13 protein-coding genes are annotated in these 15,443 nt (G+C 66.3%); 12 read left to right on the forward strand and 1 reads right to left on the reverse strand.

What is annotated here, in order from left to right; genetic code table 11:
• Position 1 precedes the first annotated feature (1 nt).
• Both rseP and LW840_RS10675 read left to right on the forward strand, forming a co-directional pair.
• On the forward strand, positions 2 to 1,189 hold the full coding sequence (gene rseP, locus LW840_RS10670; protein ID WP_291261004.1) for an RIP metalloprotease RseP: 1,188 nt from the start codon (positions 2 to 4) through the stop codon (positions 1,187 to 1,189).
• A 56-nt stretch (positions 1,190 to 1,245) separates the two neighbouring features.
• Positions 1,246 to 1,632, forward strand: coding sequence for a hypothetical protein (locus LW840_RS10675; RefSeq protein ID WP_291276963.1), 387 nt, complete (start codon positions 1,246 to 1,248; stop codon positions 1,630 to 1,632).
• A 152-nt stretch (positions 1,633 to 1,784) separates the two neighbouring features.
• Here the strand turns inward: LW840_RS10675 and LW840_RS10680 are convergent, their stop codons facing one another.
• Positions 1,785 to 3,380 carry a serine/threonine-protein kinase gene (locus LW840_RS10680; protein ID WP_291276964.1) on the reverse strand — a complete coding sequence of 532 codons (1,596 nt, stop codon included), beginning with the start codon at positions 3,378 to 3,380 and terminating at the stop codon, positions 1,785 to 1,787.
• Between the two features lie 137 nt (positions 3,381 to 3,517).
• Between LW840_RS10680 and rpsO the strand changes: the two genes are divergently transcribed.
• The 10 genes from rpsO to accD all read left to right on the forward strand — a co-directional run bounded on the left by rpsO (position 3,518) and on the right by accD (position 15,407).
• A complete protein-coding gene (gene rpsO / locus LW840_RS10685; protein WP_026850731.1) occupies positions 3,518 to 3,778 on the forward strand; it encodes a 30S ribosomal protein S15 in 261 nt (86 codons plus the stop codon).
• Between the two features lie 81 nt (positions 3,779 to 3,859).
• Positions 3,860 to 6,061 carry a polyribonucleotide nucleotidyltransferase gene (locus LW840_RS10690; RefSeq protein ID WP_343213626.1) on the forward strand — a complete coding sequence of 734 codons (2,202 nt, stop codon included), beginning with the start codon at positions 3,860 to 3,862 and terminating at the stop codon, positions 6,059 to 6,061.
• Positions 5,982 to 7,325, forward strand: coding sequence for a pitrilysin family protein (locus LW840_RS10695; RefSeq protein WP_291261049.1), 1,344 nt, complete (start codon positions 5,982 to 5,984; stop codon positions 7,323 to 7,325). The genes LW840_RS10690 and LW840_RS10695 overlap by 80 nt, the downstream gene beginning before the upstream one ends.
• A gap of 27 nt (positions 7,326 to 7,352) precedes the next feature.
• Positions 7,353 to 8,465 (forward strand): alanine dehydrogenase, encoded by a 1,113-nt coding sequence (ald, locus tag LW840_RS10700; RefSeq protein ID WP_291261000.1) that lies wholly within the window; start codon positions 7,353 to 7,355, stop codon positions 8,463 to 8,465.
• Positions 8,466 to 8,671: 206 nt separating this feature from the next.
• On the forward strand, positions 8,672 to 9,709 hold the full coding sequence (locus LW840_RS10705) for a rod shape-determining protein (RefSeq protein WP_291260999.1): 1,038 nt from the start codon (positions 8,672 to 8,674) through the stop codon (positions 9,707 to 9,709).
• 41 nt (positions 9,710 to 9,750) lie between these two features.
• The gene (gene mreC, locus LW840_RS10710; RefSeq protein WP_291269674.1) at positions 9,751 to 10,851 is read left to right on the forward strand and encodes a rod shape-determining protein MreC; all 1,101 of its coding nucleotides are present in this window, start codon (positions 9,751 to 9,753) and stop codon (positions 10,849 to 10,851) included.
• Complete coding sequence (mreD, locus tag LW840_RS10715) at positions 10,851 to 11,360, forward strand: rod shape-determining protein MreD (protein ID WP_291266584.1); 510 nt, start codon at positions 10,851 to 10,853, stop codon at positions 11,358 to 11,360. The genes mreC and mreD overlap by 1 nt, the downstream gene beginning before the upstream one ends.
• A gap of 66 nt (positions 11,361 to 11,426) precedes the next feature.
• Entirely contained in the window at positions 11,427 to 13,187 is a 1,761-nt protein-coding gene (mrdA, locus tag LW840_RS10720) for a penicillin-binding protein 2 (protein WP_291260996.1), read from the forward strand.
• 4 nt (positions 13,188 to 13,191) lie between these two features.
• Positions 13,192 to 14,457, forward strand: coding sequence for a rod shape-determining protein RodA (gene rodA, locus LW840_RS10725; RefSeq protein WP_291260995.1), 1,266 nt, complete (start codon positions 13,192 to 13,194; stop codon positions 14,455 to 14,457).
• An 80-nt stretch (positions 14,458 to 14,537) separates the two neighbouring features.
• Entirely contained in the window at positions 14,538 to 15,407 is an 870-nt protein-coding gene (gene accD, locus LW840_RS10730; RefSeq protein ID WP_291260994.1) for an acetyl-CoA carboxylase, carboxyltransferase subunit beta, read from the forward strand.
• Positions 15,408 to 15,443 lie beyond the last annotated feature (36 nt).

The following is a 15,443-nucleotide window of genomic DNA, read 5'->3' on the forward strand; positions in this document are numbered from 1 at the left end:
CATGGCCTCCCTGTCGGTCTATATCGCGCCGTTGCTGGTCTTCGGCCTCGTCGTGTTCGTACACGAATTGGGCCACTTCGTGGCGGCCAAGCTGTGTGGCGTGTACGCCCCGGTGTTTTCGCTGGGGTGGGGGCGTCGCCTGTTCGGCTGGAAGCGTGGCGAAACCGATTACCGGGTATCGCTCATTCCGCTGGGCGGCTACGTGCGCATGGCCTCGCGCGACGACGACGCCCTGGCGGGGATTGAGGGTGGGGAGGCCGATCGTGGCTCGCTTGAGAGCGGCCCGAAGCAACCGGCCGGGGTGCCGGACGCGCTGTGGGATCCCCAGGGCATGGCGCCATTCGGACCGAAAGCGGTGCCGGCCGATCGATGGGTGGAGAGCAAGTCCGCGATGGCGCGCATCTTCATCCTGTCGGCCGGCGTCATCATGAACATCCTGCTCACGATGTCGGTAACGAGCGGCCTGTACTACACGTACGGAAACCGCTATGTGCCTGCCGTGATCGACTCCATCGTACCCGGCGCGCCCGCCGCGGCCGCTGGCGTACGGGCCGGCGACCGGATCGTGGCGATCAACGGCGACAGCGTGCGCGCCTGGGATGAGGTCCTGGCCCGCGTCTCCCCCGTCACGACCGGAACCGTACAGTTCGACCTGCTGCGTGGCACCGAGCGTGTGCAGGCCACCATGGCGCCCCAGGTGGTGGAAGCGCAGGACCCCGTGACCGGGGCAGCCACGAAGGTCGGTCGCGTCGGCATGATGGTGCGTGATTCGGTCGTCCGCGAGTCGGTATCGCTGGCGCAAGCCGTGGCGAGCGGCACCAGGGCCACGTGGGCCATGGCGCGCAACGTCGTGACCGTGCTGGGTGGACTCGTTTCCGGTGAGGTGTCGGCGAAGAACCTTGGTGGACCCATCCAGATCGCGCGCACGTCGGTGCAGGCGGCGCGCAATGGCGCGGAGACGCTCTGGTCGCTGATTGCGTTCCTCAGTCTCAACATCGCCATCCTCAACCTCGTCCCCATACCCGTCCTCGACGGCGGACAGATCGTGCTGGTCATTGCCGAGCGCATCAAGGGCGGCACCTTCAGCATGCGGACGCGTGAGGCGTTCGCGCGGGTGGGGGTGCTGGCGGTGCTGGCACTGATCATTCTGGTGACGTTCAACGATATCCGGTCGGTTTTCACGCCGTGAGACGCGCGTGCGCGCTGTTGACGGCCTCGCTGGCGCTCGCCGGCTGCAGCGTTCGCATGCCGTGGTCTCCTCCGCAGGCCTCGACCGCCAGCGGACCGGCTCTGCCACGCATTCCGCGTGACGCGGCGCGGTTCGAGATCGACAGCGTCACCGATTCCACTGCGACCTTTCGCGTGCGGGAAGCGCGGTGGGTGCGCACGGGGTTGCCGAGTTACGTGGTCGATCCCCAGCAGCGCGATGCGCTGGTCGCGCGTCTGCGCGTGATCCGCCGTGACAGCGCCACCGCCACTGCGCTCGTGACGGGGCAGGTGACACGCGTCAAGCCGGAGCACTTCCTGCTGGTCGTGCGCCCCGAGGAACGGTGGTGGCACGAGCGTCGCTTCTGGATGGGAACCCTCGTGGGCACCATCATTGGCGTCGGCAGTATGGCGGTGGGGCGCTAGTCTCGCGGCGGAGCGTACGGCGAGGTGACCACGGTCGTTGGTGAGGGCGTCACCGGTCCCGCGTACGCTGCGCCCGGGTGAGCGTCCGCGGCCATCGCGCTCCTGGCGCCTGCCCGTGCCGTCGCCATCCCCGGCACAGCCGTCGCTTCAGGTCAACTGCACACGAGCTTGCGTGGAACCACCGCGTCCCCGCCGCGGCGATTCACGACCACGGTGTCGGAAAAGACAATGCAATACGGAGCCGAGATACGCATGAGGTACCTCCCCCAGGGGAGCGAGTACGATTCCACGCTGTCGGCGCGCGTTTCGTATGCACGGCCACCGTCCACCGGCACGAACTGCACCCGCGCGTCGCGCGGCTCCACCCGATAGCGGACGACCGCACACCCGCGCACCGGCAGATCGACCGCGAGGCGCTGCCCCGCCTTGAGACCAGTCAGCACCGTATCGTGCAGGGCGGTGCGGCACGTGGTCGGCGCGTCGGGGACGACGGCGCGCAACGAGAGGCGGGGGGACACCGCCACGTCGGCGGACCAACGTCCAACGCCTACCTGCCGATTGTCGACGTAGATCACGGCCGAGTCGAGGGTGGTCACCTCGACACGCACCGTACGAGGCAGTGGGGCCACGGGACGTTTGACCGGGGGGACCGTGGTGGCTGGGGTGGAAGCGGCCAGCGGCGGCGGCGGCGGCGGCGAATCGACAGGTACCGGGACGGGTCGGGCGCTATCTGCGGCCACCGTGATCGCGGGGGCGGGTTCGGGGTCGGCGTCGCCACCCTGCCGCTCCCAGGCCATCCAGCCAATGACCCCACCCACGACCAGGATGGCCGCCGCGGGCCACCAGCGGCTTGGCACGGGAGGGGAGACACGGAAGGCGTCGACGGTGTTGGAACCGAGGCGTGACAGGCCAGCGCTCCGATCCGGTGCCGTAGGGAGCGCCGCCAGGGCATCTACCAGCTGGACGGCATTGGGTATCCGGTCTGCCGGATCTTTTGCCAGCAGGCGCCGCACCAGGGCATCGAACTCGACGGTGAGCTCCGGAACGAGGTCGCGCGGCGGGCGGGGCGGTGTCTCGATGTGGCATCGGGCCACCGCGTACCAGTCATCGCCTTCGAACGGGAGTCTCCCGGTGGCGGCCCGGTAGAGGGTGACCCCCACCGAGTACAGGTCACTCCGACCGTCGAGTTCCTTCCCCCGCGCCTGCTCCGGGCTGAAGTAGTGCGGGGTACCCTGGACCTGGTTGGTGTCGCCCAGCGACCCGGCCGCCAAGGCACGGGCCAGGCCGAAGTCGGCCACGATCGCGTCGCCATCCTGATCGAGCAGGATGTTGTCGGGCTTGATGTCACGGTGGACAATCTGGCTGGCATGCGCCACAGCGAGGGCGGCGGCCATGCCGATCCCGAGGCGCACCACCTCGGTTTCGGGCAGGCGACCCACCAGCGCAAGGCGTCGCCCGAGGGTGAGCGGATAGAGGTCCATGGCCACGAACGCTGCCCCGTCCACCTGTCCCACATCACGGACCGTGACGATGTTGGGATGCCGGAGGCGAGCCGCCGTCGCGGCCTCCTTGCGGAAGCGGCTTTCGGCGACTTCCTGCCCGGCGAACTCGGGACGCAGGATCTTCAAGGCGACCGGGATTTCGAGGTCGAGATCGACGGCCTCGTAGACCCACGAAAAGGCCCCTGTCCCCAGATGGCGGGTGACGCGGTACTTCCCGATGGTACGCCCCAGGTAACGTTCTGGCACGGCAGGGTCCTTTACAGGGGGGGCAGAGTCGAGTAAGCTACCGTGCTTCCTGCAATTGCGCGCACAAAACCCGCAGTGAATGTCGCGCACCACTCCGCGCGACGACAGCTCGGATCACGGCTGAGAATACAACGACGATGGCGTTCGACAAGGCTACCACGATCGACAAGTACCGGGCCCACGAAGGGGACACCGGTTCGACCCGCGTACAGATCGCCCTCCTGACGGAGCGCATCAACTACCTGACGGGTCACTTCCGTACGCACGCGAAGGACCATCATGGTCGCCGCGGCCTCCTCAAGATGGTCGGCAAGCGCCGCCGTTTGCTGGACTATTTGAAGCGTACGGACGTGCAGCAGTATCGCACGCTCGTGCAAGACCTTGGGCTCCGCTACTAAGCCGAGTTCCGTCACGTCGTCGCGCGGGGGCACCGTTGCCTCCCGCGCGATTTGCGTTCTCATGAGGTTACATAGCAGATGATGCATCGAATCGAGCGGACGTTCGCTGGTCGCCCCCTGGTCATCGAGACCGGACGCATGGCGAAGCAGGCGGCGGGTTCCGCAGTGGTCCAATTCGGCGAGACCATGGTGCTCGCCGCCGTCACCGTGAGCGACAATCAGAGCCCGCTCCCGTTCTTCCCGCTCACGGTCGAATACAAGGAAAAGACCTACGCCGCGGGCAAGATCCCGGGCGGTTTCATCAAGCGCGAAGGGCGCCCGCACGATCACGAGATCCTGGCGGCGCGCATCATCGATCGCTCGATCCGGCCGCTCTTCCCGGAAGGCTTCAAGAACGAAGTCCAGGTGTTCATCTACGTCATCTCTGCCGACCAGGAGAATGACGCCGATGTGCTCGCGCTCGTTGCCGCTTCGTTTGCGCTGAACGCGTCCAAGATCCCGTTCCTCGGCCCCATCGCCGGGGTGCGCGTGGGGCGGGTGCAGGGGCACTGGGTGCTCAACCCTACCTTCCAGCAGGTCGCGTTCTCCGATATGGAGCTCGTGGTGGCCGGCTCGAAGGATTCCATCGTGATGGTGGAGGGCGGGGCGCTCGAGGTCTCCGAAGAGGACGTGTTGGAGTCGCTGCGCCTGTCGCACGACGGCATTCGCGAGTTGATCGCGGCGCAGGAGGAACTGCTCGCCAAGGTGCAGCAGCCGAAGATGGCGTGGACGAAGGCCGAGACGCCCGAAGGTGTATCGACCAAGGTCAAGGAACTCGCCGCCGGTCGCATCCGCGAGGCGCTCAACCAGAAGGACAAGCACACGCGCATCGAGGCCGTGGAGCGCACCAAGAAGGAACTCGCCGAGGGGCTGCTGGTCGAGTTCCCCGACAATGCCAAGGACATTCACACCATCCTCGGCGATGTCGAGTACCACGAGTTGCGCGCGCAGGTGCTCGACACCAATCTGCGTGTCGACGGCCGGAAGCCCAACGAAGTGCGTGCCATCACCATCGACAACGGCGTCCTGCCGCGGGCCCATGGGTCCTCGCTCTTCACGCGCGGTCAGACCCAGGCGCTTGTTGCAGCCACGCTCGGCACCGCGAAGGACGCGCAGCGCCTCGACTCCATCAAGGAAGCGGGCGAAGTCACGCGCTCGTTCATGCTGCATTACAACTTCCCGCCGTTCTCGACGGGTGAAGTGCGGCCCATGCGTGGCACCAGCCGCCGCGAGATCGGCCACGGCAACCTCGCCGAGCGCGCGCTGCAGGGCGTGCTCCCCGACTTTGCCGACTTCCCCTACACCATCCGCATCGTCTCCGACGTGCTCGAGTCCAACGGCTCGTCATCGATGGCCTCGGTGTGCGGCGGCTCGCTCGCGCTGTTCGACGCCGGCGTGCCCATGAAGGCGGCCGTGGCCGGAGTGGCCATGGGGCTGATCAAGGAAGGCAAGAAGTACGCGATCCTCACCGACATCCTTGGCACCGAAGACCACCTCGGCGACATGGACTTCAAGGTGGCCGGCACGAAGGACGGCATTACCTCCATCCAGATGGACATCAAGATCGAGGGGCTCGACCTCAAGATCATGGAGGAGGCGCTGTCGCAGGCGAAGGAAGGCCGTCTGCACATCCTCGGCGAGATGGACAAGGCGCTGGCCACGCCACGCGCCGAACTCTCCAAGTACGCGCCGCGCATTGTCACGGTGCAGATCCCGGTCGACAAGATCGGCGAACTCATCGGCCCCAAGGGCAAGAACATCCGCGGCATTCAGGAGGAAACCGGCGCCGAGCTCACCGTCGACGACGACGGCACGGTCACCATCGCTGCCGTGGGTGGCGAGAGCATGGAGCGCGCCAAGCAGATGGTCATGGCCATCACCGCGGAACCGGTGGTGGGCGAGACCTACGAGGGTACCGTCAAGACGGTGACGGCGTTCGGTGCCTTCGTCGAAATCATGCCCGGCACCGAAGCGCTCCTGCACGTTTCGGAGATGAAGTGGGAGCGGGTCGAGAAGCCCGAGGACGTGTGCAAGAAGGGTGATCGGGTCACGGTCAAGCTGGTTGATCGCGACGAGCGCGGGCGCCTGCGGTTGAGCATGAAGGCGCTGCTGCCGAAGCCGGAAGGCATGCCTGACGAGCCGCAGGGCGAGCGTCCGCGTCGTGATGACAGCGAGCGCGGTGACCGCGGTGGTGATCGTGGTGGACGTGGTGGACGGAACGGTGGTGGTCGCGATCGGCGCTGATGCTTCGGGCGCCGAGGCGCCCACGCTGCACCGTACGGACCTTCCCAATGGACTGACCGTGCTCTCGGAAGCCGTTCCGGGAGCGCGGTCGGTTGCTTTCGGGGCATGGGTGCGGGCCGCCACGTTGCACGAGCGCCCGGAGGTCATGGGCGTATCCCACCTCCTCGAACACATGGTGTTCAAGGGGACCCGCACCCGCAGTGCGCAGGAGATCGCCCTCTCGCTCGAGACGCTCGGCGGCGCCCTCGACGCCTACACCGAACGCGAACACACGTCGTATCAGGCGCGCGTGCTCGATGAGCATCTCGAGACCGCTGCCGAGGTCATTGGGGAGCTCATCTTCCATCCCTTGCTCCGTCCGGAGGATCTGGCGCTCGAGCGCAAGGTCATCCTGGAAGAGATCAGCATGGTCGATGACACCCCCGATGACATCATCTTCGACGTGCACAATCGCGCGCTGTGGGGCGACCATCCCCATGGGTATGCCATCCTCGGCACGCGCGAGACGGTGAAGGCACTCGACGTGTCACACCTGCGCGCGCTGCACACCTCGGCCTACCACCCGGGCCGCGTGGTCGTCGCGGCATCGGGGCGCGTGGAGCACGAGCAGCTGCTCCAGGTTCTGCAGCGTACCGGCTGGCTCGATGAAGCGAGGGGCGATTGCACCCCCTTCGCGGTCGATCCGGTAGAGGCGGCGGGTCCGCATGCCGAGCATGTGAAAAGGAAGGATATCGGGCAGGTGCATGTCGTACTGGGGGGTCCGGGCATCGCCCACGGTGATCCCCGGCGGTATGCCTTTGCGCTCATCGACATGCTGCTTGGCGGCGGAATGAGTTCACGGCTGTTCCAGCGGGTGCGCGAGGAGCTGGGGCTGGCGTACAGCGTGCACAGCTTCTCGGGATCCTACGCCGACACCGGTTCCCACGGCGTGTACCTCGCCAGCGCACCAGATAGTGCCCAGGAGGCATTGGATGCGGTGCGTGACGTCCTGCGCGAGGTGGCACGTCGTGGGCTCACCGGCGCCGAGCTGGCGGCCGGCAAGCGCCAGCTTCGGGGACAGTTGGTGCTGTCCATGGAAGGGGTCTCCTCCCGCATGTATCGCGCGGCGACCACGGCCCTGTACGGTGAGCCGTACCGTACGATCGACGAGCTGATGGCGCTCGTGGACGCCATTGACGAAGATCAGGTGCGCGAGGTAGCGCGCGACTTCTTCGATCCGGATCGACACATCCTCGTCAGCCTCGGCCCCAAGGCCGTACGCTGACGAACTCCCCTCAATCCAGAAATCCCTATGCGAATCGGGGTACCGAAAGAGATCAAGACCAACGAGAACCGCGTTGCCCTCGTCCCGGCCGGGGCAGAGGCGCTCGTCGCCGCTGGTCATGAGGTATTCATCGAAACCGGTGCGGGCATTGGCAGCGGTTTCGAAGATGCGGACTACGTGGGGGTCGGCGCCCAGATCGTGCCTGATGCCGCCACGGCCTGGGGCAAGGCGGAACTCCTGCTCAAGGTCAAGGAACCGATCGCTTCCGAGTGGCAGTACCTGCGGCGCGACCTCACGCTATTCACGTATTTCCATTTCGCTGCGGACGAAGCGCTCACCAAGGCGCATCTCGCCAGCGGGGCAACCTGCATTGCGTACGAGACCGTCGAGCTGCCCAACCGTGACCTGCCGCTCCTGATCCCCATGTCCGAAGTGGCGGGACGCATGGCGGTGCAGGAGGGGGCCAAGTACCTCGAGAAGCTGTACGGGGGACGTGGCGTGCTGCTCGGTGGCGTGCCGGGCGTTGCCCCGGCCAAGGTGGTCATTCTGGGCGGCGGCATTGTGGGCGTGAATGCCGCCAAGATGGCGGCGGGATTGGGAGCCAAGGTGGTGGTCCTCGATCTCTCGCTCGAGCGCCTGCGCTACCTGAGTGACGTGATGCCGGCCAACGTGCAGCTGGTGCATTCCAACCGGCACAACATCGTCGAGCAGATCAGCACCTGCGATCTGGTCATCGGTGGTGTGCTCATTCCCGGCGCCAAGGCGCCGAAGCTGGTGCGCCGGGCGGATCTCGCCCGCATGCGTCCCGGGGCGGTCATCGTGGACGTGGCCGTCGATCAGGGCGGATGCGTGGAAACGATCAAACCCACGACCCACGAGAATCCCACGTACACGGTGGACGGCATCATCCACTACGGCGTGGCGAACATGCCGGGGGCGGTTCCCCGGACCTCCACCCTGGCCCTGACGAACGCGACGCTGCCGTACACGCTGCAGCTGGCCAACAAGGGCTGGAAGCAGGCGCTGAAGGAGAATGGGGCCCTGCTCAAGGGGCTCAACATGTCGGCGGGGAAGGTGACCTATCAGGGGGTCGCGGAGGCGTTCGGTATGCCCCTGTCCGAGCCGAGCACGTTCCTCTGAATCCGTCCCTGCAGGTGGCTGATACGCGGCCGGCCTTTCCCGGGGCCGGCCGCGCTGCATTCGGGCGTGGACGGTGGTCGTGTGCTAGGTCACGATATTCCAATAGCTTGTCCGCTCTGGGGTGAGCCAATACCTTACCACATACGCCGCTCCTGTCATTCATCAGGCGCCACCTGCGGGTGCCGCGCCGCCCCGGTCTCCCTTGGATGTTCTGGCCCTTCAGCAAGACGAATTCGTTTTTCCCGGCGAATGCCATCGCCGTTGACCTCGGCACCGCCAATACGCTGATCTACGTGAAGGGGGAGGGGATCGTGTTGAACGAACCCTCCGTCGTCGCGCTCGATCGGGAGACGAAGAAGATCAAGGGCGTGGGGCTCGAGGCCAAGCGCATGCTGGGGCGCACGCCCGATGGCATCATGGCCGTTCGTCCCATGAAGGACGGCGTGATCGCCGACTTCGACGTGACCGAGAAGATGCTGCGGTATTTTCTCACGCTCGTCATCGACAAGCACGTCTTCAAGGTGAAGCCACGCGTCATCGTCTGTGTGCCGTCGGGGATCACGGAAGTCGAGAAGCGTGCGGTGCGTGACTCGGCGCTGGGGGCGGGCGCGAAGGAAGTGTTCATGGTGACGGAGCCCATGGCCGCCGCCATCGGCGTTGGCCTGCCGGTGGAATCGCCGACCGGCAACATGGTCATCGATATTGGCGGCGGCACGACCGAGATTGCCGTGATTGCGTTGTCGGGTATCGTGAGTGACACGAGCATTCGTACGGGCGGCGACGAACTGGACATCAGCATCGTGCAGTTCATGCGCAAGAATTACAACTTGCTCATCGGCGAACCCACGGCGGAACAGATCAAGATTCAGATCGGCTCGGCGTATCCGGTCGGCGAAGAGCGGGAGATGGAAGTGAAGGGGCGTGACCTGGTCTCGGGTATTCCGAAGACCGTGCGTGTGCACTCGAGCGAGATTCGCGAAGCGGTGCAGGAACCGATTCAGCAGATCGTGGACGCGGTGCGCCGCGCGCTCGAGATCACGCCGCCCGAGTTGGCCTCGGACATCGTCGATCGCGGCATCGTCATGACGGGTGGCGGCGCGCTGATCCGCGGGCTCGATGTGCTGTTGTCCCAGGAGACCGGCCTCCCCATTCACGTCGATGACGATCCGCTCACGTGCGTCGTGCGCGGGACGGGCAAGATCCTCGACGACGAAGAGAAGTACTGGTCGGTCCTCACCACCTGAAATCCCGGCGCGACCTGTCCCCTCATACCCGCACGACACGCGTGGCACGGAACGTCCGCGGCGAAGGGCGTCTCGACACCGGCCTGGTGCTGGTGTGCGCGACGTTGGCGATACTGGCGTGGCTCTCTCCGCGACGGTCGCGTGAGGAGATCGCGAGCGCCCTGCGCGGCACGGTACTCGCGCCGCTCGTGCGGCTCGAGGCGCGCGCTGCCGGGGTGCGCGCGGCGGTCGTGGCGCGCAATGATCTGCTCACCACGCGGGGACGTGCGGTCGCCGACACGCTGAGTCTGCGCGCGATCAGTGACGAGAACGCCACGTTGCGCAAACTGCTGGGACTCTCCGCGCGATTGCAGGAGGGATTCGTGCCCGCGGAGGTGCTGCCATCCCATGGCGGGGACGAGTTCACGATCAGCCTGACCGCCGGCAGCCAGGTCGGTGTGCAGCCCTTCCTGCCCGTTGTCACCGCCGATGGACTGGTCGGCATGGTCGAAACGGTTGACCGGACCACCAGCACGGTCATCATGTGGGCGCATCCGGACTTCCGCGTTAGCGCCATGAGCATCGATCAGGATGCGTTCGGCATCGTGCAACCGTATCTGGCCACGGGCGCCGAGCGCTGGTTGCTGGAAATGCGCGGGGTGCCGTTTCGCGCCAAGCTCGATTCCGGCACGCTCATCGTGAGTTCGGGGCTCGGGTCCACCTATCCGCGCGGCATTCCAGTAGGGACCGTCATTGGCGAACTCAACACGCCCGAGAAATGGGCGCGCACCTACTTGGTGAAGCCCGCCGTGTTGCCGGAGAACCTCGGACCCGTCCTCGTGCTCATGCCGGGACGGGCCCAGCGTGGAGTAAACGGGGTTTGGACGAGTGGTGCCGCGGCCGACAGTGCGGCCCGGGCGGCGGCAGCGGCTGGGGATTCGGTCGGCCGGTCGGTCGCCCTGGATGAGCTGGCCGCGCGGCGTGCCGCCCTCGATTCGCTGCGGAGCGATAGCCTGGCTCCTGGGGACACCATCGGCAACGGCATGCGTCGGCGCCCGCTCCTTCGCCCCGACAGCAGTCGCCGTGACAGCGTGCGCCGTGACAGCGTGCGCCGTGACAGCGTGCGCCGTGACAGCGTCCCGCGTCCGGCAGGACGTCGCTGATGCGCGGTCCACAGCCGACCCCCGGTCTGGGCAGTGCGCTGCGCGCCTGGTTGGGCTTTGCGCTGCTGATCACCGCGCAGTTCGGGGTGCGCCCGCTCCTGGGCGATGGGCCCAGTGTCGACTTCGCGGTCATCGCGGTGCTCTTCTCCGCGGTCCGCTTGCGGCCAGGGCTGGCCGCCGTCGCCGGATTCGCCACGGGGGTGGTGCTCGATGCCCTGGCGCCGGGCAACTTCGGCGCCAGTGCCCTCGTGCTATCACTGGTGGCCTACGGGGCGTCGTGGCTGAAGGCGGTTTTCTTTGCCGACCATGTGGCGCTCACGGGACTCTTTGTCTTCGGTGCCAAGTGGCTGTTCGACGTAGCCATGACAGTGCTCACCGGCGTCGGTGCGGGCGCGTCGCTGGTGGTGACCTTGCTGCTGTGGGCGCCATTGTCCGCCGCCGCCACCGCGGTGGCGGCGGTCGTGCTGCTCGTGCTCTTTCGTCCGTTGTATCGACCGCAGGCGTTGTAACAGTCTCCGTAGACGTCATTCCCCACTCCGCCGCGCGGTGCGCCCCCCGACGGTTCGTCATCTCTGATGAGCTACCATCCGAACGCCATCCTCAGGCGCGCCCGTGTGGCGCGCGTGCTGCTCGTTGCCGCGTTCACGACGCTGGGAGGCGCGTTCTTTCGCGCCCAAGTGTTGCACAACGAGGAGTTCGTCCTCCGCGCGGAGAGCAATCGGCTGCGTGAGGTCCCGTTGCCCGGTGCGCGTGGCATCATCTACGACCGGCACGGCCAGATCATTGCCGAGAACCTGCCGGGCTATTCGGTGTCCATTCTCAGCCCAACCGTGGATTCGCTGCGCTCGGCGCTGCGATCGCTGTCCCGGGTCATCGAGATCGACTCGGCACAGCAGGCACTTGCCGTGCGGCGCTTTCGGGCGGCGCCCACGCGGCCGGCGGTGATCTTCAACGACGCAAGTTTTCAGGTCGTGTCGGTGCTCGAGGAGCGACGCGCCGAGTTCCCCGGCCTCATCATCCAGAGCGCCCCCAAGCGGTATTATCCCGATGCGCAGGCCGTCGCCGCGCTGGTCGGATACACCGGGGAAATCTCGGAAGAGCAGCTCGCGATGCCGCGCTACGAGGGCTACAAGGCGGGGCAGCAGGTCGGCAAGGGCGGACTCGAACAGCAGTACGAGCCGCAACTGCGCGCCCGCGAGGGCAGCCGCTTCGTCGAAGTCGACGCCAGGAATCGGGTGGTGCGCGACAACGGCGTGCGCGCCGAGGTACCCCCGGAAGCGCCGCCGCCGCTGCGCACCAACATCGATCTCGACCTGCAACGGTATGCGCACGAGTACTTCGGTGACTCACTGCGCGGCGCGGTCGTGGCCCTCGAGCCCGAAACCGGTGGCGTGCTCGCCATCTACAGTGCCCCCAGTTACGACATCAACCGCTTCATTGGCGGCGTATCCTCGTCGTACTACCGCGAGTTGCAGGAGCACAAGTACAAGCCACTGTTCAACCGGGCACTCTCCGGGCGCTATCCGCCCGCGTCCACCTGGAAACTGGCCACCGCGGTCCTGGGCATGGAGCTGGGGCTGGTCACCATGGATACGCACCAGGAGCAGCCATGCACCGGTGGCTACTACTATGGCCGCGTGTTCAAGTGTTGGGACAAGCGCGGGCACGGCGACATCTCGCTGGCGCAGGCCATCGCCAAGTCCTGCGATGTCTACTTCTACCAGCTTGGCCTCAAGATCGGCCTGACGCGGCTGCTGGCAGGCGGTGTCCGGCTGGGGTTCGGTGACTCGACCGGTATCGACATGCCCGGCGAGAAGACGCCGATCTGGCCTGCCAGCACGGCGTACTTCGATCGTCGATATGGCCCTCGCGGCTGGAACCGGTCGGTCGTACTGAGCCTCTCCATCGGCCAGGCCAACAACTCCCAAACGCCGCTCAACATGGCGCGCTTCTACACCGCGCTCGCCACCGACGGCTACGCGGCAACGCCGCAGGTCGTGGCGCGGACGCCGGAGCGCAAGAAACTGTTCGACCTCTCACCGGAGCAGCTCAAGAGCGTGCAGCTGGCTCTTGCCGATGTGGTGAGCCGGGGCACCGCCGCCGGTGCGCAAATCCAGGGACTCACGATCGCCGGCAAGACCGGCACCGCGCAGGTGCCGCCCGAAGAGGATTATGCCTGGTTCGTGGGCTATGCGCCGGCCGACAAACCGAAGATCGTGCTGGCCATCATCATCGAAGAAGGGCTGCATGGCTCGACGGCCGCAAAAGTCGCCACAAAGCTGATGGAGCGCTATCTCAAGACCAAGCTCACCATGAACGCCGTTCCCACCGACTGAGGCCATGGCTGCTCCAGGCATCCTGCGACGCCAGCGCATCGACGTCCCCCTGCTCATTACCGCGCTCCTGCTCACCGTGTTCGGCCTCGCCATGGTCTTCTCGGCCGGGCAGACGGATATGCCGGACAAGGGACTCGAAACGTTGTGGCAGCGGCAGTTGGCGTTCTTCGGCGTCGCTGTGGCCGCCACGTGGGTGATCACGCGCGGCTCGGTGCGGCTCATCGAGTGGAGTGCGTGGCCGCTGTATGTGATGGCCTGCGTCTTGCTCCTGCTGTTGCAGTTCCTCGGCAGCGGAGCCGGCACCGCGGCCAGTACCAAACAGTGGCTCACCATCGGGGGCGTGCGGCTCGGGCAACCGGCGGAGCTGGCCAAGTTGGCGACGACCTTCATGCTGGCGCGCGTGCTGGCCTCGCAGCGGGACACGGTCACATCCATGCGTGAGCTGTGGAAGCCGCTGCTGGTGGTGGCGGTTCCGTGGGTACTCGTGCTGGCTTCCAAGGATCTGGGGACGGCGCTCACGTTCATTGGCATCTGCTTCGCCATGCTGTTCTGGGCCGGTGTACCGTGGCCGGTCCTGCTCATGTTGGCCAGCCCGGGTATCAGCCTCATCCTGGCCTTCAGCACGGGGGTGTGGGGCGCGTGGTTCCTCATTCTCGTGGCGCTGGTGCTGTGGTATCGCCCGTACCTCCTCGAGGGGGTGGTATTGGTGGTGGCGAACGTGGTCATGGGTGTGGTGGCCCCCCTGCTTTGGGACAAGCTCAAGCCGTATCAGCAGCAGCGATTCCTGGTGTTCCTCGATCCGTCGGTCGATGCGCAGGGCTCGGGGTACAACGTCATCCAGAGCCAGGTGGCCATCGGATCCGGGGGACTGTTCGGCAAGGGGTTCACGTTGGGGAGCCAGAAGCGCCTCAACTTTCTCCCGGAGCAGCAGACCGACTTCATCTTCTCGGTGGTCGGCGAGGAGTTGGGGTTCGTGGGCGTTGTGGTCGCCCTGGCGCTTTTTCTGGCGCTCTTCCTCCGGAGCACCCGCATCGCCGTCCGCGCCGCCGATGCGTTCCCCAGCCTGGTGGCGTTCGGGCTCATGTCGGCCTGGTTCGTGCACGTCCTGGTCAACGTCGGCATGACGCTCAACCTCATGCCGGTCACGGGCATCCCATTGCCCTTCTTCAGTTACGGCGGCTCCTTCCTGTTGGTCAGCTGGCTGGCCGTGGCCGTGTTGCTGCGGATTTCGGCCGAGGGACGGGGCCAGGCGGACGCGCTGGGGCTGTAAGGGCGCCCGGGCAGAAAGACGGACCCGCGCGTGCGCAAGGTCTAGCCTTCGGGGGGAGATCTTCCGATCTTATCCGGTCTATGGCCTGGTTCCGGAAGGAAAAAAAGCCCCGTCAGCCGAGTCGCGAGCGCCTCGAGATCCCGCGGGATACGTGGGAGAAGTGCGAGGCCTGCGGACACACGGATATCCGTGACAAGTTCCTGCGCAACCTGAACGTGTGTCCGGCGTGCGATTTTCACCGCCGCATGCGCGCGTGGGACTACGCGGGCGCGCTGATCGACGACGGGACGCTCAACGAAGCGGGCGGAGAGCTCCGGTCGGTGGATCCCCTCGGCTTCCCCGATTATCCGACCCGTCTGAAGCGCGCGCTCGCCAATGCCGGGGACACCGACGCGATCCTCACCGTCACGGGCCTGCTGGAGGGGATGCCGGTGGGCATCGGCATCATGGACTTCGCCTTCATGGGCGGCTCCATGGGGTCGGTTGTAGGTGAGAAGATCGCCCGCCTTGGCCAGCGTTCGCTCGAGAAGAAGCATCCGCTCGTCATCGTCTCGCAGTCCGGTGGCGCGCGAATGCAGGAAGGCATCCTGTCGCTGATGCAAATGGCAAAGGCATCTGCCGTGCTCTCCCAGCTGGCGGAGCGCCGCATCCCGTACATATCGGTGCTGACGAACCCGACCACGGGTGGCGTGAGCGCCAGCTATGCCATGCTCGGCGATGCCATCCTCGCCGAACCGGGGGCCGTCATCGGCTTTGCCGGCCCGCGTGTCATCAAGCAGACACTCGGACAGGACTTGCCGGAGGGCTTTCAGACCGCGGAGTTCCTTCTTGAAAAGGGCATGGTCGATCGTGTCGTGCATCGCAAGGAGATGCGCGGGACGCTCGCGCGCCTTCTGCGTCACATGACCGGGCGTCCGGCGGCTGCCGGACACGACCAGCAGGAAAGCTGAGCACGAGCGGACCGCTGGACCCTCGGGCCCCACGAC

Origin of the sequence: Gemmatimonas sp. (genome assembly GCF_021298855.1) — a bacterium.
GTDB lineage: Bacteria > Gemmatimonadota > Gemmatimonadetes > Gemmatimonadales > Gemmatimonadaceae > Gemmatimonas.